Here is a 24,431-nt window from a genome sequence, read left to right as displayed (position 1 = left end):
TTCGGACATCGCGAAAGGCGCGTCCAGCCGAAAAGCGCGCTCTGTAACGAAACTTTCCCGCCGAGCCGGGGCGCAGGCAAAGAAAAGGGCCGCCTCGCGAACGCGGCGGCCCAAGTTTGCTCAGAAGAGAGGGGAAATCAGAACTTGTAGTTCAGCCCGACCGCGAAGGTGCGGCCGTAGTGCTGATAGTCGATCGTCCGGCGCTCATCGCCGTTTTCGAAGGTCTTGAACGGCTCGTCGGTCAGGTTGTTGACCTGAGCCAGAACCGACAGGCCTTCCAGCGGACCAGACTGGAACTCATAGCCGACCTGGGCGTCGACCACGGTTTCCGCCGCGACCGAACGCAGGGTGCGGCCGTTGCCGAAACCGGCGACCTCGCCCAGGTAATCCGAGCGATAGCGGGCCGAAATGCGCGACTGGAAGCCGTATCGCTCATAGTAGAGCGAACCGTTGATCACGTTCTCCGACAGACCCGGCAGGGCGGTCGGCGCCTGGGTCGGATCCGGTTGGACTTCGCTGTCCGTGGTCGAGGCGCTGAACTGGGCGCCGAAACCTTCCAGGGCCGGATGGAAGATGTCGAACGGCGCCGAGATTGAAAGCTCAAGGCCCTTGATCCAGCCGCCTTCGCCATTGTCAGGCGCGCCGACCAGGCCTTGGCGCAACGCTGGCTCGGGGTTGGTCGGCGAAATCACGCCGATCGGATAGCCGGTAAAGTCGAAGATCTGGTTGCGATTAAAGACGTAGCTTTCCAGATTCTTGTAGAAGGCCGCCAGCGAGATGTAGCCCTTGCGGTTGGCGAAATACTTCTCGAACGACACGTCGATCACGTCCGCGATGTACGGCCGCAGTTCCGGATTGCCGCCGCCGCCGCCCCACGGAGAACGGTTGATGTCGGTCGATTGGGCCAAGCTGGGGTTATAGCTGTAGTTCCGCGAGGCGCGCATATCGTCCATGCGCGGACGCGCTAGGGTGCGCGAAACCGCCAGACGAGTGAACATGTCCTCGCCTGTTTCCAGGATGAAGTTCGCGCTAGGCAAAATCTCCAGATATTCGTCGCCGCCCGTCACCGCGATAGTCTCGGAGACACCCGGTCCGACCTGACGCGCCGAGAAGCCGCTGGAGCTTTGATCGGTATAGACGAACTGCATGCCGACGTTGCCGGTCAGGGCGCGGCCGAACAGGTTGTGATCGATGTTGGCGCGGACGTAGGCGGTCGAGACTTTTTCCGTCACTTCCCAGTTGCCGGCGGTGACGTCGGCGTTCGGGTTGCGGACGCGGTTCAACGCGCCGCTGTTGACCAGGCCCAGAGCGTCGTAGCTCAGCACGGCGCTGATGCCGAGATAGCCAAGGTCGGTCGGGTCCAGCAGGAAGGCAGAAGGCACGGTCAAATCGCCGCCGCCGGGGACGCCGAGATAGAATTGATCGTTGACGAAGCTCTTCTGACGCTCGGTGTAGTTGGCGCCGAAGTCGATCGACTTGAACGGGCTCTGATGCAGTTCACGCGTTACGGAGAAGCGCGCTGCCTTGATCTCGTCCTCGATGGAGGGCGTGTTCATATAGCCGGCCTGACCGCCCGGAATGACGTCGCCGCCCCAGCCTTGCGGGCTGGTGATACGGATCAGGTTCGGATCGGCGTAATTCAGACGGCTGGTGAAACGAGTGACGCCGTCATCGGTCAGTTCGAAGCCCAGAGTGTCCAGCGCGCCATTGATGTTGCGGCCGGTGCCGGCGTTGGTTTCCAAGATGATGTCGTTACGCTCGACCTTCGAATAGCTGAGGTCCAGGTTCGCCGACCAGTCGTCGCTGAGCGTGAACTCGGTATTCCAGCCCAAGGCGGTGATGTTGCTGTCGCGCTTGTTCAGGTCGTTGCGGACCACGCCCTTGATGTTGTCCCAGGTGCCGGCGACGATCAGGCCGTCCTGGACCGTGTAGCCAGGACGCAGCGCGGGGCCGGGACGGCAGACCGCCGACGGGACGTTCACGGTGCAGTCACCCGAAGAACCACCCCACGCCAGCGGGAATTCGATGCCGCGAAGGACCTGGGTGTTCTTGAACTCGGAATAGAAGGCGTCGATCGTGGAGTGGATGCGATCGTTCGGGCGCCATTCCAGCACGCCCATATAGCCGTCGCGCTCCAGCTCCGACGACATCACATAGGGCTTCACGCCGCCGGTCAGCAGATTGCCGTCCGTGTAGTTGGGATAGCCCCAAGCGTTGAAGCGCTCCGACTGATAGGGCGAGCTCATGTGGGCGTAGCCCAAGGCCACGCCTAGCGTACCGTCAAGGAACTGGTCGATGTAGGAGATGGTGTAGCGGTCGCCGTTGTCGGTCGTGCCCGAGTTCAGGGCGCCGATCTCGTTCCACTCGTGGCGGTAGTTCATGGCGATGGCTTGGCGGCCGTAGGCCAGCGGGCGAACGGTGCGCAGGTCGACAGTGCCGCCCAGCCCTTGGCCGATCAGGGCCGCGTCTGGGGTCTTATAGACGACGACGCTGTTCAGCAGTTCGGCGGGGAACTGGTCGAACTCGACGCCGCGGTTGTCGCCGGTGGTGACCAGTTCGCGCCCATTCAGCAGGGCGGTGGTGAAGTCGGGGCCCAAGCCACGGATGGAGATCGCCTGGCTGCGGCCGTCGAGGCGCTGCATCGTCACGCCCGGCAGGCGCGCAAGGGATTCGGCGATCGAGACGTCCGGCAGCTTGCCGATGTCTTCGGCCGAGATGACTTCGACGATTGAGGTGTTGCTCGCTTTAGCCGAGATCGCGGCTTCGATCGAACGGCGAATGCCGGTGACGACGATTTCGCCGACTTCGGTGGCTTGATCGTCGGCCTGCGCCGTCGTGGCGGCAGCAGTTTGTGCGTGGGCCGAGCCGACCGCCATCAGGGCGGCTGCGCCGAAGGCGACGCCGGATAGCAGGCGCGCGCGCCGGTTGAGACGTTGGAACATGGTCATCCTCCCTGGGGCTGACCGCGATTCTGAACGTCGCGATCTGAAGCCGTCGCAAAAATATGCAAATCTTTGGGAATGTTGCAAGCAGTTAATGCGGAGGTCCGATTTCCGTCGCACTTCAAGCCGGTTCGGAGGCCGTTATCGCGCGCGAGGTTGCGGTTTCGCGCCATTTCAATGACGCATTGCAGCAATTCAGCGACGCGTTGACAGGCCCGGCCATTGCTGCAAAATCTTGCAAATCGATCTGGAAGGCTTTGCACTTTCCAGACGGAAGGGAGTGAGCGTCATGGCGAGGGGATCCTCTAAAGGGGCCGGACTGCACGCGGCGATGGCGGCGGCGGCTCTGCTGAGCGGCTTTGCAACGCCGACGACGGCGCAAACCCGCCAGGCCGAAGACGCCCTGTCAGCCCTGCGTCAACGCCTGCCTCAGGACGAGGTGATCTACTTCCTGCTGCCGGATCGCTTCGCCAATGGCGATGCCACGAACGACCACGGCGGTTACGCCGCCGACCGGCTGAAGAGTGGGTTCGATCCGGCCGATACCGATTTCTATCATGGCGGCGACCTGGCGGGCGTGACCCAACAGCTGGACTATATCCATGGCCTCGGCGCGACGGCGGTCTGGCTGGCGCCCGTGTTCAAGAACAAGCCGGTGCAGAGCCACGGCGACTACACCGGCGCGGCGCACCACGGCTATTGGATCACCGACTTCACCGCCGTCGATCCGCATTTCGGCGACGAAGCGACGATGCGCGCCCTGGTCGAGGCGGCCCATGCGCGCGGCATGAAGGTGTATCTGGACATCGTCGCCAACCACACCGCCGACGTCATCCAGCATCGCGAATGCCCGGAAGGCCGCTGCGCCTATCGCAGTCGCGCCGACTATCCCTACACCCGTCGCGGCGGGCTGGACGGGGTGCCGATCAACGACGGCTTCGACGGTCGGGACTTCTCGCGCCTGACCCGACCCGACTACGCCTACACCCCCTATGTCCCGGCGGGCGAGGAGAACGCCAAGGTTCCGGCCTGGCTTAACGACCCGATCCACTATCATAACCGGGGCGAGAGCACCTTCACCGGCGAAAGCAGCCTGGACGGGGACTTCGCCGGGCTGGACGACCTGCTGACCGAGGACCCGGTGGTCATCCAGGGCATGATCGACATCTTCGGCGGCTGGATCGACAAATACGGGATCGACGGCTTCCGCATAGACACCGCCCGTCATGTGAACCCGGGCTTCTGGCAGGCCTTCATCCCCGCCATGATCGCCCGCGCCGAAGCCAAGGGCATTCCGAACTTCCACATCTTCGGCGAGGTCTATGATCCCGATCCGGCGGTGACGGCGCGGTTCACGCGGGTCGACGGCTATCCGGCGGTGCTGGACTTCCCGTTCCAGAAGCAGGCGACCGATGTGGCGGCCGGCAAGGTCGGGACCGACGCCCTGGCCAAGCTGTTCGACGCCGACACGATCTATGACAAGGGCGCCGAGACCGCCGCCATCCTGCCGACCTTCCTGGGCAACCATGACATGGGCCGGGTCGGCTTCTTCGTGAAACAGGCTAATCCGAACGCCGACGACGCCGAGGTGCTGGCGCGCATCAAACTGGCCCATGCCCTGATGATGTTCAGCCGGGGCGTGCCCACACTCTATTACGGGGATGAACAGGGTTTCGCCGGCGCGGGCGGATACGGAAACTCGCGCCAGGACATGTGGCCCAGCCGCACGCCGGTCTATGCGAACGAGACGCCCGTTGGCGGTCGCCAGCCGGCCTATTCCACGGACGCCCCCCTCTACCGGGCGATCGCAGAGATGACCCGCATCCGCGCCGAGGAGCCGGCCCTGCGACGCGGCCGTCAGGTCGTGCGCGCCTATGGCGACAAGCCCGGTCTGTTCGCCCTGTCGCGCGTCGGCGAGGACGGATCGGAGATCCTGGCCCTGTTCAACACCTCCACTGCGCCCGTCGCCGCTCAAGTCGAGGTGGAGCCCGGCTCGCTGCGGTGGCAAGCTCTGCGCGGCGATTGCGCACCCGAATCCTCCGCGCCCGCCAGCGTCGCCGTTCGCGTGCCCCCCCTCGATTACCTCGTCTGCAAGAGCGTGCCGTGACTGCCCTGCCCCTCGATCTTTCCGCGGCTGACGCCGCCCCCGCATTGGCGCACGACTGGTGGCGCGGCGCGGTGCTGTATCAGATCTATCCGCGCAGCTTCGCCGACTCCAACGACGACGGCGTCGGCGATCTGAAGGGGATCACCCAGCACCTCGACCACGTCGCCTCTCTAGGCGTCGACGGCGTCTGGCTGTCGCCCTTCTTCACGTCGCCGATGAAGGACTTCGGCTACGACGTGTCGGACTACTGCGACGTCGATCCGATCTTCGGCACATTGGCCGACTTCGACGCCCTGATCGCGCGCGCCCATGCACTGGGGCTGAAGGTCGTCATCGATCAGGTCTTCTCACACACCTCGGACGAACATCCCTGGTTCACCGATAGCCGCGCCAGCCGCAACGGTGACCACGCCGACTGGTATGTCTGGGCCGACGCCAAGCCGGACGGCTCGCCGCCCTCGAACTGGCAGTCGGTGTTCGGCGGCCCGGCCTGGACCTGGGACGCGCGGCGCGGCCAGTACTACATGCATAATTTCCTGGCCTCCCAGCCTCAGCTGAACGTCAGGAATCCAGCGGTTCAGGACGCCCTGATCGCAGCGGCGCGGTTCTGGCTGGATCGGGGGGTGGACGGCTTCCGTCTGGATGCGATCAACTTCGCCATCCATGACCCGTCCCTGCGCGACAATCCGCCGATCCAGGACGGCAAGAAGCGCACGCGGCCGTTCGATTTCCAGGACAAGATTTACAATCAGTCCCACCCGGACATCATCGTCTTCCTGAACCGCATCCGCGCCCTGACCGACAGCTATGAAGGCCGGTTCACGGTGGCGGAGGTCGGCGGCGATCACGCTGACCGCGAGATGAAGGAATTCACCGCCGGGAACGACCGCCTGCACTCAGCCTATGGCTTCCTCTATCTCTATGCCGATACGCTGAAGAGCGAACTGATCGGCCTCGGTGACGGCATGTGGCCGGATCAGCAGGGCGAGGGCTGGCCGTCCTGGACCTTCTCCAACCACGATGCGCCGCGCGCGGTGTCGCGTTGGGCCCAGGGCCGGGACGAGAAGGCCTTCTCGGAAATGGCCCTGCTGTTGCTGATGTGCCTGCGCGGCAATGTCTTCGTCTATCAGGGCGAAGAGTTGGGCCTGCCTCAGGCCGAGGTGCCGTTCGAGCGGCTGGTCGATCCCGAGGCCATCGCCAACTGGCCTGAGACTCTGGGCCGCGACGGCGCCCGCACGCCGATCCCCTGGGTGGCCTCGGCGCCCAACGCCGGCTTCTCGACGGTCGAGCCCTGGCTGCCGGTCGATCCGCGCCATCTGTCGCTGGCCGTGGATGCGCAGGAGGCGGACCCGACCTCGATCCTGCATGCCGCGCGCCGCATCATCGCCCTGCGTCAGGCCCATCCGGCGCTGCGGACCGGCGGGTTGGAGATCGAGAGCGCGGGCGACCTGGTGGTCTTCCGCCGGTTCGAACGGGCCGAGGGCGGCGAGCGTCTGCTGTGCGTGTTCAACTTGGGCTTCGAGGCCGTGGACTGGTCTGCGCCTGCCGGCGCGCGGCGGATCGCGGGGGTCAACTGGACCGAGGCGGACGAATCGACGCTGAGGCCGCTGGCTGGCCTGATCTTCGCCGACGCCGGATGACGGGTTCAGCCGCCGCAGGTCTCGCGAACGATCAGCTCGGTCGGAACGCGCTCGGAACGGCCTGCTGCGGCGCCGCCGTGATCCAGCAGTTTGGACACCATCAACCGGCCGGCCTTCATCGTGTCCTGGGCGATGGTGCTGAGCGCCGGGCGCGAGTAGCGGCTGAACGGCACATTGTCGAAGCCGATGACCGAGACCTGGCCCGGCACCTCGACGCCGGCGTGCAGCAGCGCCCTTACGGCTCCGAGCGCGATCTGATCGGACGCAGCCACGACGCCATCGAAATCCAGGCCGCGTCGGATCAGGGCGTCCACGGCGGCCTCGGCGGATTCGACCTCGAAATGCGCAGGCACAATCAGGGCGGCGTCCACGTCCAGCCCGCTCTGGCTCAAGGCGTCCAGATAGCCGCGGTGACGCTGCATGGCCTCGGGCGGATCCAGATCGCCCAGGAAGACGATTCGCTTGCGCCCCAGCCGCGCCAGATGCAGCGTCGCGCGTCGCCCGCCGGAGATGTTGTCCGAGCCGATGGAGCAATAGTCCTGGTCGGGCAGTTCGGCGCCCCAGACGACGAAACGATGATCGGCGTCGACCAGACGGTTGAAGGCCGAATGCAGGCTGGATTGGCCCAGGAAGATCACGCCGTCTGCACGGCTGGTGTTCAGCGCGGCCGACAGCTCGTCATAGTTGGCGGGCGAGATATGGCTCATCAGCAGGTCGCAGCCGCGTTCGCGCGCCGCCTCGCCCACCCCGGCCAGAAGCTCCAGGAAGAAGGGGTCGCTGAGGCGCCCTTCGCGCCCCTGCGGACGCGGCACCACCAGGGCGATGGTGCCCTGGGCGCCGATCGGGCCGGCGGGCATATGGCGGCGGAACGGATAGTCGTGTTCCTTGGCCAGCTTCCAGATCGTCTGTTTGGTGCGATCGTTGACCGCGGGGCTGTCGTTCAGGGCGCGCGAGGCGGTGGCGATGGACACGCCGGCCAGGCGAGCGATGTCTTCCAGACGAGTGGTCTTGCGGCTCAAAGTCGCGGGTCCTCACAGCAGCATGGTGAAGCTGCAAAATTTTCTGCAAATATTTCAGCCACCGTTCGCGGCGGTTGGCAAGAGGCGGCGTAACGGAGTTCCCATGATGCAGCGCAGATCCTTCCTGGCCCTTGGCGGCGTGTCGATCCTGGCTCTGGGGGCGACGGGCGCGCGCGCCCAGACCGCGCCGAACCATGCCCGCGCGTCGTCGCCCGGCGGCGTGCTGACGGTCGAGGCTTTCACCGACAACGACGGACGGCCGATGTATTCGGTGCTGCGTCAGGGCCGGGTCGTGGTGGCCCCGTCCAAGTTGGGTTTCCTCCTGACCGACGCGCCGGCCATCGAGCGCGGCCTGGCCCTGACGGCAGGGCAGCCGGTCACGGTCGACGACATCTGGGAGCAGCCGTGGGGCGAGCGGCAGTTCATCCGCAACCACTACAACGAATGGCGCGTCGCCTATGCCGAGACCGGCGGCCTGCGACGCCGCGTGGACGTGGTCTTCCGCCTGTACGACGACGGTCTGGGCTTCCGTTACGAGTTCCCGCAGCAGGCTGGCCTGACCACCGTCCGCATCGGTTCGGAAATCACCGAGTTCAATCTGGCCGAAAACGGCGAGGCCCTGTGGTGCCCGGCCTGGGAATGGAACCGCGAGGAATATCTCTATAGCCGCACGCCCATCGATGCGGTCGGCAGCGCCCAGACGCCAATGACGGTTCGGGGCCAGTCGGGCCTGCACGTCTCCATCCACGAGGCGGCCTGCATCGACTATGCGGGAATGAATCTGCGCCGGTCGGAGGAAACGAAGTTCCGCGCTCAACTGACGCCGGGCCTGACCAATGCGGCGGTAGTGCGCGCGGCGCCGTTCAACACGCCCTGGCGGACCCTGCAAGTCTCCGACAGCGCCGCTGGCCTGCTGGATTCCAGCCTGATCCTGAACCTAAACGAGCCCAACAAGCTGGGCGACGTCAGCTGGTTCAAGCCGATGAAATACGTCGGCGTCTGGTGGGAAATGCACCTGGACCTGAAGACCTGGAACTCCGGGCCCAAGCACGGCGCGACCACCGAGAATGCGATCAAACACATCGACTTCGCCGCCAAGCACGGGCTGGGCGGGGTACTGGTCGAAGGCTGGAACAAGGGCTGGGACGGCCAGTGGTTCGCCAACGGCGCGGACTTCAGCTTTACCGAAGCCTATCCCGATTTTGACATCGAGGCGGTCTGCGCCCACGCGCGGTCCAAAGGCGTGCAACTCATCGGCCACCACGAGACCGGCGGCAACGCCTTCCACTATGAGCAGCAACTCGAACCGGCCATGGCCCTGTATGAACGCCTCGGCGTCCATTCGGTGAAGACCGGCTACGTCGCCGACGCGCAAGGCGCCCGCGTCGCCGGGCCGGACGGACAGATGGTCATGGCCTGGCACGAGAGCCAGGCGATGGCTCAGCACCACATGCGCGTGGTCGAGGCCGGCTATCGCCATAAGGTCGCCGTCAACGCTCACGAGCCGTTCAAGGACACCGGCCTTCGCCGCACCTATCCGAACATCATCAGCCGCGAGGGCCAGCGCGGCATGGAATATTCGGCCTGGGGCAATCCCGGCAATCCGCCCGAGCATGAGCCGAACCTGGTCTTCACCCGCCTCTTGGCCGGGCCGATGGACTATACGCCCGGCATCTTCGGCATGGAGACGCGCAGCCCCGGCGGCGTGCAGACGACCTGGGCCAAGCAGCTGGCGCTCTATGTCGTCATCTACAGCCCGATCCAGATGGCGGCGGACCTGCTGGTCAACTACGAGGCCAACCCTGGCCCGTTCCAGTTCATCAAGGATGTGCCTGTCGATTGGAGCGAGAGCCGCACGCTGGACGCCGCCATGGGCGACTATGTCGTCACGGTTCGCAAGCAGCGCGGCACGGATGTCTGGGCCCTGGGCGCCGTCACCGACGAGCATCCGCGCGTGCTGAAGGCCCCACTCGACTTCCTGGACGCCGGCCGTCGATATCGGGCCGAAATCTATCGCGATGGGCCCAACGCCGACTATCGCGGCAAGCGCGAGGACATCGTCATCGAGCAGCGCGAGGTGACGTCGTCTGACACCCTGACCCTGGCGCTGGCCCCCGGCGGCGGTCAGGCCATCCGGTTTGTGCCGGTCGGCCGGGCGCGACGCGGATGACCCTGCTCTCGCACCGCCCGCGCCTGTCCGGCCTGGCGATCTGGAACATGTGCGTCGGCTTCTTCGGCATCCAGATCGGCTTCGGACTGCAGAACGCTAACACCAGCCGGATCTTCCAGACGCTGGGGGCCGAAGTCGACAGCCTGGCGATCCTGTGGATCGCCGCACCGCTGACGGGTCTGCTGGTCCAGCCGATTATCGGCCATTTCAGCGACAAGACCTGGACCCGGTTCGGCCGGCGGCGACCCTATTTCCTGGTCGGGGCCATCGCCACCACCCTGGCGCTGATCGCCATGCCCAACAGCCCCAGCCTGTGGTTCGCCGCGGCCATGCTGTGGATCATGGACGCCTCGATCAACATCACCATGGAGCCGTTCCGCGCCTTCGTCGGCGATAACCTGCCGGAGGAGCAGCGCACCGCCGGCTATGCGATGCAGAGCTTCTTCATCGGCGCCGGCGCGGTCTTCGCCTCGGTCCTGCCGTGGCTGTTGTCCAACGTCTTCGATATCGCCTCGACCGCCGAGGCGGGTGTGGTGCCCCTGTCGGTCAAGATCGCCTTCTACGTCGGCGCCGCCGGCCTGTTCTCGGCCGTGCTGTGGACGGTGCTGTCGACCAAGGAATACAGCCCCGAACAGATCGCGGCCTTCGAACGCGCCCGAGACGACGCGCCGACCGCGGCCGTCGAGGCCGAAGAGCCGGCCCGTAGCGTCCAGGGCTGGATGACTTCGGGCCTGGTCTGCGCCGTCCTCGGCGGGCTGGGTTTCGTGCTGATCGGCGCGCTCGATCTGGAGAAGGAGCTGCTGATCCTGGCGGGCTTCTTCGCCGGCTTCGGCCTGCTCCAGATCGCGGTGGGCATGATGCAGCGTCGCCGCATCACCAACGTCGCGACCGAAATCCTGAACGACATCTTCCGCATGCCCGAGACGATGCGTGGCCTGGCTGTCGTTCAGTTCTTCAGCTGGTTCGCCCTGTTCGCCATGTGGATCTACACTACCGCGGCCGTGACCCGCGTCCATTACGGCGCGACCGACACGACCTCGGCCGCCTATGCGACGGGCGCCGACTGGGTGGGGGTTCTGTTCGGGGTCTACAACGGCGTGGCGGCCCTGGCGGCCTTCACCCTGCCGGTCATCGCCAAACGGATCGGACGCAAGGCGACCCACGCCCTGATGCTGATGCTTGGCGCCGCCGGTCTGTCCGGCGTCTTCGCCATCCGCGAACCCGGACTGCTGTGGCTGCCGATGATCGGCGTCGGTTTCGCCTGGGCGTCGATCGTTTCCATGCCTTACGCCATCCTGTCGGCGGCGGTGCCGGACCGAAAAATGGGCGTCTATATGGGCGTCTTCAACATCTTCATCGTCGTGCCCCAGCTGCTGGCCGCCACGGTTCTGGGCCTGATCCTGAAGACCCTGTTCGATGGTCAGGCGATCTGGGCCCTGGTGCTGGGCGCCGTCTCCTTCGTCCTGGCCGCCGCCAGCGCGCTGATGGTCAAGGAGCATCGCGGATGAACCGTCGGGGTCTTCTGGCCCTTATAGCCGCCCTGCCCTTCGCCGGCGCGGCGGGTGCTGAGGGCGCCATCGCAGGCGGGCGGCTGGTGCTGCATGAGGCGGTCGCGTCGGCCCATGTGAAGGCGCGCAACGTCTCGGTCTGGCTGCCGCCCGGATACGAGGCGTCCGACGGCGCCTGGCCTGTCCTCTACATGCATGACGGCCAGAACCTGTTCGATCCGGCCACGGCCAACTTCGGCGAATGGGGCGTGGACGAGCATCTCACGCGGCTGATCGAAAGCGGTCAGGTGCGGACGCCGATCGTGGTGGGGATCTGGAACACCGACCTGCGGCTGAGGGAGTATGTCCCCGCCGACCTGATCGCCGCCCTACCCGCCGACATGCGCGACGAGGTCCAGGCCATTTACGGCGGCCCGTCCTTGTCCGACGGCTATCTGCGGTTCCTGGTCGAGGAGTTGAAGCCCTTCATCGACGGCGCCTACCGCACCCTGACTGGCCCGCAGGACACGATGATCGCCGGCTCCAGCATGGGCGGCCTGATCTCCATGTATGCGGTGATGAAACAGCCGCAGGTCTTTTCCGCCGCCGCCTGTCTGTCCACCCACTGGCCGCTGAAGGTCGAAGGGCTTGAGCCCGGCGCGACGCTGGACGCCTGGCGCGAACGTCTGGTCGCGGCCTGGACCGGCGTGATCGAACGCGGCCTGCCCGCGCCGGGCGACCACCGCTTCTATTTCGACCGGGGCGACGAAACGCTGGATCAGTTCTACGCCGTCTTCCAGACCCAGGTGGACCAGACCTTCCGCCGTCGCGGGTACGGCCCCGGCGATTTCCGCAGCCTGGTCTTCCCCGGCGCTCAGCACAATGAAGCATCCTGGAACCAGCGCCTGGACGTGCCTTTGACCTTCCTTCTTTCCCCCGCCCCCACGCGCAACCCGTGAGGACCACAATGCGTCACTTCCGTACCTTCTGCCTCGCCGGCGCAGCCGGCCTGGCCCTCGCTTCCGCCGCGAGCGCCCAATCGGGCGTCGCCCCCGGCGCGCCCGGCGCCCCGCCCGTCTGGTCCAGCGCGGCCAAAACCGGCGCCGGCGCATCCTACGAGGCCTATGTTGATGGCCAGTATCGCGACGGCGGCCCGACCGGCGCGGTGTCCAAGGTCTGGTATTCCGTCGCCGACGGCGTCCTGACCGAGACCATGTACGGCCTGATCCATGAGGCCCAGATCAAGGCCCTGAGCTTCGCCGGCGTGACCCAGGACGGTCTGGTCGTCGAAGGCGACGACACAACCAGCCGCACCGAATATCTGCACGTCGACGCCCAGGGACGTCCACTCTCGCCGGCTTATCGCGTAACGACGCAGGACAAGAACGGCCGCTTTGAGATCGAGAAGCAGATCTTCAGCGATCCCGACCGCAACGCCCTGGTGTTGCGCGTCACCATCACGGCGCTGAAGGGCGATGTGACGCCCTATCTGATGCTGGAGCCGCACATCGCCAACACGGGCGTCGACGATCGCGGTCGGGTCACGCGCGACGGCTTCCACGCGTGGGAAGGCGACACCCACCTGTTCCTGAAGCCCGGCGAGGCCTTCGAAAAGGCCAGCGTCGGCTTCGTCGGCGCCTCGGACGGCCTGACCGATCTAAAGGACGGCAAGCTGGACTGGACCTACGCCTCCACCGGCGATGAGGCCGGCAATACGATGATGACCGGGGCTCTGCCGCGCCTGCGCCAAAGCAGCCGGATCACGCGTGATTTCGTCATCGGCTTCGGCGCGAGCGAGGCCGAGGCGCGCGCCGCCGCGGACGGTTCGTTCGCCACCGGTCTGGACGAGGTGCTGGCCCGCTTCAACGGCGAGGGTGAGCGCGTGGGTTGGGAGGACTATGTCGCCTCTCTCACTGAACTGCCGCGCATCGCCGAGCAGGCGACCGACGGCGGCAAGCTGGCCTACGCCTCGGCCCTGATGCTCAAGGTGCAGGAGGATCGCACCCACGCCGGCGCCCTGATCGCGTCACTGTCGAACCCGTGGGGCAACACGGTGGACGCGTCGAAGTCCTCGACAGGCTACAAGGCCGTTTGGCCGCGTGACTTCTATCAGGTGGCGATGGCTCTGGCGGCGCTAGGCGACAAGGAGACGCCGCTGGCGGCCTTCAACTATCTGCCCCAAGTCCAGGTCGGCCCGAACACGCCGGGCAACACCGGCGTCGGCGGCTGGTTCCTGCAGAAGACGCACGTGGACGGCGAACTGGAGTGGGTCGCGGTCCAGTTGGACCAGACCGCCATGCCGATCATGCTGGGTTATCGTCTGTGGAAGATGGGCTGGCTGTCCGACGCCCAGATGACCGAACACTATCGGTCCATGCTGAAGCCGGCGGCCGACTTCCTGGTGGACGGCGGCAAGATCGGGCTGATGTGGAACGACGCGGAGATCAAGCCGCCCTTCACTCAGCAGGAACGCTGGGAGGAGCAGCAGGGCTATTCTCCGTCCTCCACCGCCGCCGTGGTCGCGGGCCTGACGGTGGCCGCCGAAATGGCGCGCGCCTCGGGCGACGCCGCCGACGCGACGCGCTACCAGATCGCGGCCGACAGCTATGCGTCCAAGATCGAAGACCGGATGTTCACCACCAACGGCGACTTCGGCGACGGTCGCTACTTCATCCGCATCACTCAGAACGAAAACCCGAACGACAAGGCCCCGATCGGCGCCGCCAACGGCCAGATCGCTCCGGCCGAAGACCGCGTCGTGGACGGCGGCTTCCTCGAGCTGGTGCGCTATGGCGTGCGCAAGGCCGACGATCCGCACATCCTGGCAACCCTGCCCGTCTATGACGACCAGTCCTTGGAACCGCTTTATCGGGTTCGCTACGACTTCGGTCCCGAGGGCGACAAGACCCCGGGCTGGCGCCGTTATGGCGTCGACGGCTATGGCGAGGACCATCGGACGGGCGCCAACTACGGCGTCGGCGGGGAGATGAGCCCCGGTCAGCGCGGTCGGGTCTGGCCCTTCTTCACGGGCGAGCGCGGTCACTATGAGCTGGCGCGCGTCAGCGTGAACGGCGCCCCCTCGGCCGCCGACATCGCCGCCATTCGTCAGACCTATGTGCGCGGCATGGAGCGGTTCGCCAACGGCGGGCTGATGCTGGCCGAACAGGTGTGGGACGGCGTCGGAAACCCGACGGCCAAGGATTACGCCGTGGGTCAGAATACGGACTCGGCGACCCCGCTTGCCTGGACCCACGCGGAATATCTGAAGCTGCTGCGGTCACTAGCCGACGGTAAGGTCTGGGACAGCTACGACCCCGTCCACGACCGCTACGCTCGCTGATACGAAAACGGCCCCGGAGATCGCTCTCCGGGGCCGTTCTGATTTCACAATGACGTGGCTCAGAAGGTTAGCTTCACAGCCCCGACGATCCGATCTTCGGCGCCGGGCACGCCGTCCACATCGGTGTCGTGATAGCGGACATCGACGCCCACCTTGTCGGTCAGGGCATAGCCGACGCCGACGTTCCAAGTGGTATAGTCGTCGCTGACGTCGAGCCATTGCTTGCCGAGCGCGCCCGATACCGTCCACTTGGGCGCAGGCGAGAAGGCGGCGTTGACCTCGGCATAGGTCGCTTCCTTGTCCGCACCGAAGAAGTCGGGCGAGTAATAGACGGCCGCGCCAAACGTGGCGGGACCGACCGCGCGCGAGGCCGCAGCCTTGAACTCGGCGTAGTTATAGTCCGCGCCGTCCGGTTCCCCGACATACAGATAGCCGATCGCGCCAAAGTCGAGCGCGAAACCGCCCGCCTCCGTGCGATAGCCGCCGTAAAGGTCGACTTCCGCATCGGTGTCGTCGCCGAAGTCGACGTTGGAGGCCCAGGCCCCGGCGTAGAAACTGCCCGAGGTCAGATCGACGCCGCCCTGAATGGCGGGATTTTCACTGGTCTGGCTGAAGCCGCGGAAGACATAGTCGCTGACGGCGCCGACGTTCCAGGCGACATCGACGGTGCTCTGGGCCGAGGCCGGCGCGGCGAGGCCGATCAGTCCTGCGGCGAGCGTTGCGGCGGCGGCCTCGTGGATGATGGTCTTTTTCATAGTCTATCCCCTTGTTGTCGTTATTCGAGGTCGAGGCCGGGTGCGGGTTTGGGAGCCGCGCCCGATCTCAGCTCAGTGTTCCAGCGCCTCGCCATGCAGCGAAGTGTCCAGACCGGCGGCCTCTTCCGCTTCGCTCACGCGCAAACCCGTCGTGAACTTGCAGATGAACAGGATGATCAGGGTGCCGACGGCGCTGTAGACGATGGTCCACAGCAGGCCCAGGGCCTGGGCGCCGACGTTGGCGCCTTCCGACAGGCTGTTGATCGCGGTCGTGGCGAACACGCCGGTCAGCAGGGCGCCGATCAGGCCTCCTGCGCCATGGATGCCGAAGGCGTCCAGGCTGTCGTCGTAGCGCAGCAGCTTCTTGATCCACACCGACGAGGCGTAGCAGGCCGGACCGGCGATCAGGCCGATGATGACCGCGCCCTTGGGATCGACGAAGCCGGCCGCCGGGGTGATGGCGACCAGACCGGCGACGACGCCCGACAGCATGCCGATCAGCGAGACCTTCTTCTTCTCGATATATTCGACGATCTTCCAGGTCAGGGCGGCGGCGGCGGCGGCCAGGATGGTGTTCAGCAGCGCCACGCCCATCAGGTCGTTGGCGGCGCCCGCCGAGCCGGCGTTGAAGCCGATCCAGCCGACCAGCAGCAGCGAGGCGCCGATCATGGTCAGGACGGGATTGTGGGCGGTGATGACCTCTGTGCCATAACCCTTACGGCGACCCAGGAAGATGGCGCAGACCAGGCCTGCGACGCCCGAGTTGACGTGAACGACGGCGCCGCCCGCGAAGTCCAGCACGCCCGCCGAACCTAGGAAACCGCCGCCCCAGACCCAGTGGCAGATCGGCGCATAGACCAGCAGCGACCACAGGGCCGTGAACAGCAACAGCGCCGAATATTTGAACCGCTCGGCGAAGGCGCCGGTGATCAGCGCCGGGGTGATGATGGCGAAGGTCATCTGGAAGGAGATGAACAGGAATTCGGGAATGCCCGGCAGCAGGGCGTTGGCTGTCTTCAGCGACACGCCGTTCAGGAACAGCATGTCCAGGCTGCCGATGAAGGGCTGAAGGCCGGCGCTCTCGTTCTTGCCGAAGGCCAGGCTGTAGCCGGCGATGAACCATACCAGGGACACCACGGCGAAGACGCCGACGGACTGGGTGATGGTGGCGATGACGTTCTTCTTGCGCACCATGCCGCCATAGAACAGCGCCAGACCGGGGAGGGTCATCAGCAGAACCAGGGCGGTCGAGGTGCCGAGCCATGAGGCGCCGGCGCTGTCCAGCTCAAGCGCGGCTTGGTGGCCGAGCAAGGCGGGCGCGGCGTCCTGCGCGTTGGCTGCGCCAGCTGCCATCAAACAGAGTGTGGGAAGAAGGAGCGCAGCCGCTCCCGTAATTCGTTTCGTGGTCTGCGACATGAGCTAGTACCCCCTATGCAATCTCGCAGTTGCGAAGATTTTACCGCATTTGCGATAGGCGCAAGGGGCTAGACCGTGAACGGCGCAACTTTCTTGCAACGGTCATGGAGAAAAAGAACAGGGCCGCACGATCTTGCGATACTGCGGCCCGAGATCAGATTCTTTATGCCGACAAAGCCAAGCTGAGCGGCAGGATTTTCAGCTTCAGTTTAAGCCGTCAGGCCCAGTGCATCTGCACCCGATGCGCGGCCGCCCAGTGGATGGCGCGGATGGCGTCGATGACGGCTTCGGTCGCCGCACGCGTGCCCAGCGCGCCGCCCAGGTCGGCCGTCACGGCGCCGGCCGCCAGAACGGCCGCGACGGCGGCCTCGATGGAATCAGCCTCGTCCTCCAGTTTCAGGCTGTGACGCAGCAGCAGGGCTGCCGACAGGATGGTCCCGACCGGATTGGCCAGATCCTGACCGGCGATGTCCGGCGCCGAGCCGTGGATCGGCTCGAACAGACCCGGCCCGCCCGCGCCCAGCGACGCCGACGGCAACAGGCCGATAGAGCCGCCCAGCACAGAGATCTCGTCCGACAGGATGTCACCGAACATGTTTTCGGTCAGGATGACGTCGTATTCGCGTGGCTTGCGGATCAGGTGCATGGCCATGGAGTCTACCAGGGCGTGCTCCAGGGTGATGTCTGGGAACTCCTCGGCATGGATGCGGGTCACGACCTCGCGCCACAGACGGCTGGTCTCCATCACATTGGCCTTATCGACCGAGGTCACCTTGCCGCGACGCTGTTGGGCGGTCTGGAAGGCGGCGCGGGTCACCCGCTCGATCTCCGGCACGGTGTATTCGCACAGGTCGGTGGCGCGGTCGGCGGTGCGGGTCTTCTCGCCGAAATAGACGCCGCCGGTCAGTTCGCGGAAGACGATCAGATCGACGCCCTCGACGATCTCCTTCTTCAGCGGGGAGCGGTGCGCCAGCACCGGCGACACCTGCAACGGCCGCAGATTGGCAAACAGGCCCATCGCCTTACGGATGGCCAACAGCCCCTGTTCCGGACGCGCCTTGCCGCCATCCCATTTCGGTCCGCCCACGGCGCCCAGCAGCACGGCGTCGGAAGCGACGCAGGCGGCGCGCGTCGCCTCGGGCAAGGGTTCGCCCGTTTCGTCGATGGCCGCGCCGCCGATCAGATGCTCGGCGAACTCGAAATGGTGACCATAGAAGTCGCCGATGACCCGCAAGACATCACGCGCGGCCCGAGTGACCTCCGGTCCGACGCCGTCACCGGGCAGCAGGACGATGTTGTAGGTCTTGGTGGCGGCGGTGCTCATCTTACGGTCTCTTTCGATCGCTCGTAGGCTTCGATTTCAGGCATGTTTGATTGCAGCCAGCCAAGGGTGTCCACCCCGTCCAGCAGGCATTGGCGGGCGAAGGATTCGACCCCGAACGGCACGGGTTCGGCATTGCCGCGCTGGATCTGATTGGCCTGGAGGTCGATCGTGACCGGCTGGTCCGGTTGCGACGCCAGATCGTCCCAAACCGCCTGGCTGACGACGATGGGCAGCAGGCCGTTTTTCAGCGCATTCGATGTAAAAATGTCAGCGATTTCGGTCGAAATCACCGCCCGGAAACCATAGTCCAGCAGAGCCCAGGGCGCATGCTCGCGCGACGAGCCGCAAGCGAAGTTCCGGCCCGCCAGCAGGATGCGATGCTCAGCCGGGTCTATCCGGTTCAGAATGGCCTCGGGCTTTTCCGAGCCGTCGTCTTCGTAACGCCAGTCATAGAAGGCGGCCTTGCCCAGACCTTCGCGCGTGGTCGTGGTCAGGAAGCGCGCCGGAATGATCTGGTCGGTGTCGATATTGGCCTGACTCAGGGTCACGGTCTTGGAGGTCAGCACCTGGAAGGGTTCAGACATGCTCGACCTCCTTCAGAAAGACGCGCGGATCGGTCAGCACGCCAGCGACCGCCGTCGCCGCCGCCGTCGCTGGACTGGCCAGGATGGTGCGGGCGTCCTTGCCTTGGCGGCCTTCGAAATTGCGGTTCGATGTGGATACGGCCAGTTGGCCCGGCTCGACGAAATCGCCATTCATGGCGATGCACATCGAACAGCCGGGAATGCGCCATTCGGCCCCGGCGGCGATGAAGACTTGATCCAGGCCTTCAGCCTCGGCGTCGCGACGCACGGCCTCGGACCCCGGCACCACCAGCATGCGCAGACCCGGCTTGACCTTGCGGCCGCGCAGCACCTCGGCGGCGGCGCGCAGATCGGGCAGGCGCCCGTTGGTGCAGGAGCCGATGAAGACCACATCCACCGGCCGGCTGGTCGTCGCCTCCCCGGCGGTGAAGCCCATATACGCGATGGCCTTGCGGTCGCTGTCCGACTGAGGCTGCGGCACAGGCGAACCTATGGGCGCGCCCGCATCCGGCGTCGTGCCCCAGGTCGCCATGGGTCGGATGGCGGCGCCGTCGATGGTGACTTCCTTGTCGAAGACCGCGCCTGCATCCGTCGCCAGTTTCAGCCATTCGGCCGTCGCCGCCTCATAGTCGGCGGGGACGTGCTTGCGTCCGCGCAGCCAGTCGATGGTCGTCTGGTCCGGCGCGATCATGCCCGCCCGCGCGCCGGCTTCGATGGACATGTTGCACAGGGTCATGCGCCCCTCCATGTCCAGCGACCGAACCGCCTCGCCGGCGTATTCGATGACATAGCCGGTGCCGCCGCCGAAACCGATGGCGGCGATAACGGCCAGGGCGACATCCTTGCCCGAGACGCCGGGCTGCAGCTTTCCGTCCACCGTCACACGCATGGCCTTGGCCTTGCGCTGCAACAGACACTGGGTCGCCAGCACATGACCGACTTCCGAGGTGCCGATGCCGAAGGCCAGAGCGCCAAAGGCGCCGTGGGTCGCCGTATGGCTGTCGCCGCAAACCACGGTCATGCCCGGCTGGGTCAGGCCCAACTCCGGTCCCATGACGTGAACGACGCCGCGGTCCTCCGATCCCCATCCCGCAAGCGGCACGCCGTGGGCGGCGCAGTTCCGCTCCAGCGTATGGACCTGCGCCTCGGCCTGGGCCGTGACATAGGGCTTCAGCCCGTTCAGACCCGCCGGCAGGGTCGGGGTGGAATGGTCCAGGGTCGCATAGGTCCGGTCGGGACGGCGCACCTTCAGCCCGCGTGCCTCGATCTCGCTGAAGGCCTGGGGGCTGGTGACTTCGTGGACCAGATGCAGGTCGATATACAGCACGCCCGGCGTGTCGGCCGTTTCCGACCGCACCACGTGGGCGTCCCACACCTTGTCGAACAGGGTCTTGGGATCAGGCATATTGGGCAACGACCTCGGACACGCCGTCGACGCGGTCGATGATGGCGATCAGTTCGGCGTCGTTGATCTCGCCGATCTGGTCCGCGCGCGACTTGAAGCCGGCGACCACCGCCGCCAGCCGCTCGCCCTCGATGGGACGGCCGATGGTCTCGGCGCGTTTGGCGATGGCGTGACGGCCCGAATGCTTGCCCAGCACGAACCAGCTGCCCTCGAACCCGACGTCCTGGGGCCGCATGATCTCATAGGTGCGGCTGTCGGCCAGCATGCCGTGCTGGTGGATTCCCGCCTCGTGGGCGAAGGCGTTGATGCCCACTACCGATTTGTTGCGGGCGATGACCGTCTCGGTGATCTCGCACAGGATCTTGGAGGCGCGCACCAGATGACGGCTGTCGGCGCCGGTCGTGACGCCATAGCGGTCCTCGCGGACCTTCAGCGCCATGATGACCTCTTCGATCGAGCAGTTGCCGGCCCGTTCGCCGATGCCGTTGATCGCGCCCTCGATCTGACGCGCGCCGCCCTCGACGGCGGCCAGGGAGTTGGCGACCGCCATGCCCAGGTCGTCATGGCAGTGGGCCGAGAAGATCACATGCGGATGGCGCTTCTTGATGCGCGCGGCCAGGGCAGCGAAACGCTCGCGCACCTCTTGCGGGGTCGCATAGCCGACGGTGTCGGGCACGTTCAGGGTGCGGGCGCCGGCGTCGGCGGCGGCCTCCAGCACATCGGCCAGAAACTCCGGCTCGGTGCGGAAGGCGTCCTCGGCCGAGAACTCGACGTCGTCGAACAGGCTGCGGGCGTATTCCACCGACCGCACGGCCGTCGACAGCACCTCATTGGTGGACATCTTTAGTTTGGCGGAGCGGTGGATCGGGCTGGTGCCGATGAAGGTGTGGCACCGGCGGTGCGACTTCGGCGCCGGCGCCAGGGCGCGGAAGGTGGCGTCGATATCCTTCTCGTTGGCGCGCGACAGGGAGCAGAAGATCGGTCCCTCGACCTCGCCGGCCACGCGGCGGATGCAGTCCTCGTCGCCGGGCGAAGCGGCGGCGAAGCCGGTCTCGATAACGTCGACGCCCAGGTCCCGCAGAACCTGGGCCATCTTCACCTTGGCCTGGGCGCTCATCGAGAAGCCCGGAGCCTGTTCCCCGTCCCGCATCGTCGTGTCGAAGACGATGACGCGGTTGGGATCGGCGGCGATCTCCTCTGTGCGGGATACGCCCGATACGCGTACGCTTTCGGGGGTAATCATTACGCGGCCTCGGATTGAATAATGTCGTTGCTGATGCGGCGCACGCCGAACAGCCGGTCGATCTGGCGACCCAGGTTGTCCATGCAGCGGCCCGCGTCGCGGCCGCGCACAGTCAGGGCGATGCGGCGGAAAGCCCCTTCGTCAGCCAGGGCCATGCCGTCGATGTGGAAGCCGCGGCGCTCCACCAGGCCGATGAGACGCTGAAGCGAACCGTCCGCACGGTCGATCTGGATGTGGATCGTGTTGCTCATCTCAGGAGCCCTCCATCATTTCAGCATTGCTCTTGCCCGGCGGAACCAGCGGCCAGACATTGTCTCGGGGGTCGATGACCACATGGGCCAGGCAGGGACCGTCGGCGGCCAGCAGGCGCTGGATGCCGTCGGACACCTGATCGCGGCGATCGATGCGGAAGGCCTCGATGCCGAAGGCTTCGGCGACCTTCACGAAGTCCGGGTTGTCGGACAGGTCGATCTCGGAATAGTTCTCGGCGAAGAACAGCTCCTGCCACTGGCGCACCAAGCCCAGGGACGAGTTGTCGATCAGCACGATCTTCAGCGGGATGCCGTAACGCTTCAGCGTCGCCAGCTCTTGGATGTTCATCATGAAGCCGCCGTCCCCGGCGATGGTGACGACCGTCGCGGACGGATCGGCCAGCTTGGCGCCGATGCCGGCGGGCAGGCCAAAGCCCATCGCGCCCAGACCGCCCGAGGTGATGTGAGCTTCCGGCTTGGCGAAGCGGCAGTGCATGGCCGCCCACATCTGATGCTGGCCCACGTCGCAGGCGGCGACGAAATCATCGCCCGCCGCTTCCGAGATTTCCTTCAGCAGGGCGGGCGCATAGACCCCCTCGCCCGGCGCGTCATAGCGGTGAGCGCCCGCTTTGGCCGCACCAGCGCAGTCGTCGGCCCAGGCCTGAATGTCCAGTGCGGCGCCCGACCGCATGCGCGCGGTCAGCGCCTCAACGCCTTCGCGCAGCTCGCCGACGACGGCGACATTGGCGCTGCGCAGTTTGCCGACTTCCGAGGCGTCGATGTCGAAATGAACGATGCGGGCATTGGGCGCGAATTCAGCCAGCTTGCCCGTCGCGCGGTCGTCGAACCGGGCGCCGACGACGATCAGCAGATCGCTGTCCTGCACCGCGTGGTTGGCGGCGCGCGTGCCGTGCATGCCCAGCATGCCCAGCATGCCCGGCGCCTCGGTCGGGATGGTGCCCAGGGCGTTCAGGGTCGAGACCTGGGGGATGCCGGTCGCGGCGACGAAGGCGCGCAGGGCCTCGGTCGCGCCGCCGATCTTCACCCCGCCGCCGATATAGACCAACGGCTTCTTCGCTGCCCGGATCGCGGCCTCGGCGGCGGCGATGGCGTCGTGATCGACGCGCGGCGTCTCGTTGGGAATGGAGAAACCGTAGTCCTCGCCGGTCGTCTCGAACTGCACATCCTTGGGCAGATCGACCAGAACCGGACCGGGGCGGCCCGAGCGAGCGATATGGAAGGCTTCCTCGATCGCGGCGGGAACCTCGGCGGCCGAGCGGACCAGGATCGAATGTTTCACGATCGGCAGGGTGACGCCCAGGATGTCGATCTCCTGAAAGGCGTCAGTGCCCATCAGGCCTTGGGCGACGTTGCCGGTGATGCAGACGATCGGCACCGAGTCCATCATCGCATTGGCGATGCCGGTGACCAGATTGGTGGCGCCGGGGCCTGACGTCGCCATGCAGACCCCGACCTTGCCGCTCTTCCTGGCATAGGCGTCGGCCGAGAAGGCCGCGCCCTGCTCGTGGCGGACCAGGATGTGCTTTAGCTTAGAGCCGGCCAGGGCGTCATAGACCGGCATGATGGCGCCGCCCGGATAGCCAAACACCACCTCCACCCCCAGCCGCTCCAGGGTGGAGACCAGCAGACGCGCACCCGACTGGGGAGCGGTCTCGGCTTGAGGTTTGAAGGCGGCGGCGGTCATGAGGATCATCCGGTCGTTCAGGCGGCGATCAGGCCGCTTCTGCCTTGGGCGTGTTCAGCCAGGCCATGCGTTCGCGCAGACGAGCGCCCACCTGTTCGATCTGGCTCTCGCGGTCCGCCTTCAGCCAGGCCTCGTATTGCGGCTTGCCGGCCTCGTTCTCGGCGATCCAGTTGCGCGCAAAGGTGCCGTCCTGGATATCTTCCAGAATGGTCTTCATGCGGGCCTTGGTCTCTTCGGTCACGACGCGCGGGCCGCTGGCGACCGCGCCGTACTTGGCCGTCTCGGAGATGAAGTGGTGCATCTTGGAGATGCCGCCTTCGTAGAACAGGTCCACGATCAGCTTCAGCTCGTGCAGGCATTCGAAATAGGCGATCTCGGGCTGGTAGCCGGCCTCGACCAGGGTGTTGAAGCCCTGGATGACCAGCTCCTTGGCGCCGCCGCACAGGACGGCCTGTTCGCCGAACAGATCGGTCTCGGTCTCTTCGCGGAAGGTGGTTTCCAGCAGGCCGCCGGTCGCGCCGCCGTTGCCCTTGGCATAACCCATGGCCCGGTCGCGGGCCTTGCCGGTGACGTCCTTTTCGACGGCGAACAGGCTAGGCACGCCGCGACCGCGCTGAAACTCGCGACGGACCAGATCGCCCGGTCCCTTCGGCGCGACCAGGATCACGTCCATGTCCTCGCGCGGGGTGATGCGCTCGTAGATGATCGAGAAGCCGTGGGCGAACAGCAGGGCCGAGCCTTCCTTGGCGTTCGGCTCGATGATGTCGTGATAGACGTCGCCCTGAACCATGTCGGGGGTCAGGATGGCGATGATGTCGGCGCCCTTGACGGCCTCGGCCGGCTCGGCGGTCGGCACGCCGTCGGCGGTGGCGTGTTTCCAGCCCGTGCCGCCGTGACGGACGCCGGCGACCACGTCGTGGCCGCTGTCCTTCAGATTCTGAGCGTGGGCTCGACCCTGCGAGCCATAGCCGATGATGGCGATGCGCTGGCCGGCGATGGCGCCCGGCTTGATGTCTTCGTTGGTGTAGATGGTGATGGCCATG

General features: G+C 66.1%; 17 protein-coding genes. 6 read left to right on the top strand and 11 right to left on the bottom strand.

What is annotated here, in order from left to right; genetic code table 11:
* Positions 1-137 precede the first annotated feature (137 nt).
* Positions 138-2,942 (bottom strand): TonB-dependent receptor, encoded by a 2,805-nt coding sequence (locus QRN13_RS10050; RefSeq protein ID WP_284877814.1) that lies wholly within the window; start codon positions 2,940-2,942, stop codon positions 138-140.
* Between the two features lie 289 nt (positions 2,943-3,231).
* Between QRN13_RS10050 and QRN13_RS10045 the strand changes: the two genes are divergently transcribed.
* Both QRN13_RS10045 and QRN13_RS10040 read left to right on the top strand, forming a co-directional pair.
* Complete coding sequence (locus tag QRN13_RS10045) at positions 3,232-5,049, top strand: alpha-amylase family glycosyl hydrolase (RefSeq protein WP_284877813.1); 1,818 nt, start codon at positions 3,232-3,234, stop codon at positions 5,047-5,049.
* Positions 5,046-6,689, top strand: a complete 1,644-nt coding sequence (locus tag QRN13_RS10040) for an alpha-amylase family glycosyl hydrolase (protein ID WP_284877812.1) — start codon at positions 5,046-5,048, stop codon at positions 6,687-6,689. The genes QRN13_RS10045 and QRN13_RS10040 overlap by 4 nt, the downstream gene beginning before the upstream one ends.
* Before the next feature lie 5 nt (positions 6,690-6,694).
* Here QRN13_RS10040 and QRN13_RS10035 read toward each other — a convergent pair whose 3' ends face one another.
* A complete protein-coding gene (locus tag QRN13_RS10035; RefSeq protein WP_284877811.1) occupies positions 6,695-7,708 on the bottom strand; it encodes a LacI family DNA-binding transcriptional regulator in 1,014 nt (337 codons plus the stop codon).
* A 106-nt stretch (positions 7,709-7,814) separates the two neighbouring features.
* On the opposite strand from QRN13_RS10035, the gene QRN13_RS10030 reads away from it, so the two are divergent.
* Genes QRN13_RS10030 through QRN13_RS10015 form a run of 4 tightly spaced genes read left to right on the top strand, consistent with a single transcriptional unit; the run spans position 7,815 to position 14,705 of the window.
* A complete protein-coding gene (locus tag QRN13_RS10030; RefSeq protein WP_284877810.1) occupies positions 7,815-9,878 on the top strand; it encodes a glycoside hydrolase family 97 protein in 2,064 nt (687 codons plus the stop codon).
* Entirely contained in the window at positions 9,875-11,386 is a 1,512-nt protein-coding gene (locus QRN13_RS10025) for an MFS transporter (protein WP_284877809.1), read from the top strand. The genes QRN13_RS10030 and QRN13_RS10025 overlap by 4 nt, the downstream gene beginning before the upstream one ends.
* Positions 11,383-12,324, top strand: coding sequence for an alpha/beta hydrolase (locus QRN13_RS10020; RefSeq protein WP_284877808.1), 942 nt, complete (start codon positions 11,383-11,385; stop codon positions 12,322-12,324). The genes QRN13_RS10025 and QRN13_RS10020 overlap by 4 nt, the downstream gene beginning before the upstream one ends.
* 8 nt (positions 12,325-12,332) lie before the next feature.
* Positions 12,333-14,705, top strand: a complete 2,373-nt coding sequence (locus QRN13_RS10015; protein WP_284877807.1) for a glucan 1,4-alpha-glucosidase — start codon at positions 12,333-12,335, stop codon at positions 14,703-14,705.
* 59 nt (positions 14,706-14,764) lie between these two features.
* Here QRN13_RS10015 and QRN13_RS10010 read toward each other — a convergent pair whose 3' ends face one another.
* The 9 genes from QRN13_RS10010 to ilvC all read right to left on the bottom strand — a co-directional run bounded on the left by QRN13_RS10010 (position 14,765) and on the right by ilvC (position 24,430).
* Positions 14,765-15,460, bottom strand: coding sequence for a TorF family putative porin (locus QRN13_RS10010; protein ID WP_284877806.1), 696 nt, complete (start codon positions 15,458-15,460; stop codon positions 14,765-14,767).
* 72 nt (positions 15,461-15,532) lie between these two features.
* Positions 15,533-16,813, bottom strand: a complete 1,281-nt coding sequence (locus QRN13_RS10005; protein WP_112861447.1) for an ammonium transporter — start codon at positions 16,811-16,813, stop codon at positions 15,533-15,535.
* Positions 16,814-17,093: 280 nt separating this feature from the next.
* Positions 17,094-18,200 (bottom strand): 3-isopropylmalate dehydrogenase, encoded by a 1,107-nt coding sequence (leuB, locus tag QRN13_RS10000; protein ID WP_091748404.1) that lies wholly within the window; start codon positions 18,198-18,200, stop codon positions 17,094-17,096.
* The gene (gene leuD / locus QRN13_RS09995; protein WP_017505141.1) at positions 18,197-18,784 is read right to left on the bottom strand and encodes a 3-isopropylmalate dehydratase small subunit; all 588 of its coding nucleotides are present in this window, start codon (positions 18,782-18,784) and stop codon (positions 18,197-18,199) included. The genes leuB and leuD overlap by 4 nt, the downstream gene beginning before the upstream one ends.
* A complete protein-coding gene (gene leuC / locus QRN13_RS09990) occupies positions 18,777-20,189 on the bottom strand; it encodes a 3-isopropylmalate dehydratase large subunit (protein WP_284877805.1) in 1,413 nt (470 codons plus the stop codon). Before leuC ends, leuD begins: the two co-directional genes overlap by 8 nt.
* Complete coding sequence (locus tag QRN13_RS09985) at positions 20,182-21,432, bottom strand: 2-isopropylmalate synthase (RefSeq protein WP_284877804.1); 1,251 nt, start codon at positions 21,430-21,432, stop codon at positions 20,182-20,184. Before QRN13_RS09985 ends, leuC begins: the two co-directional genes overlap by 8 nt.
* Complete coding sequence (locus tag QRN13_RS09980) at positions 21,432-21,683, bottom strand: ACT domain-containing protein (protein ID WP_039244600.1); 252 nt, start codon at positions 21,681-21,683, stop codon at positions 21,432-21,434. Before QRN13_RS09980 ends, QRN13_RS09985 begins: the two co-directional genes overlap by 1 nt.
* A 1-nt stretch (position 21,684) precedes the next feature.
* Positions 21,685-23,397, bottom strand: coding sequence for an acetolactate synthase 2 catalytic subunit (ilvG, locus tag QRN13_RS09975; RefSeq protein WP_350224844.1), 1,713 nt, complete (start codon positions 23,395-23,397; stop codon positions 21,685-21,687).
* Between the two features lie 19 nt (positions 23,398-23,416).
* A complete protein-coding gene (gene ilvC / locus QRN13_RS09970) occupies positions 23,417-24,430 on the bottom strand; it encodes a ketol-acid reductoisomerase (protein ID WP_284877802.1) in 1,014 nt (337 codons plus the stop codon).
* Between the last annotated feature and the right edge of the window lies 1 nt (position 24,431).

The sequence above is a fragment of the Brevundimonas sp. MEB006b genome, assembly GCF_030209705.1.
GTDB lineage: Bacteria > Pseudomonadota > Alphaproteobacteria > Caulobacterales > Caulobacteraceae > Brevundimonas.
The sequence above is the reverse complement of the archived record's forward strand: the minus strand, read 5'-3'. Positions and strand labels throughout refer to the sequence as shown.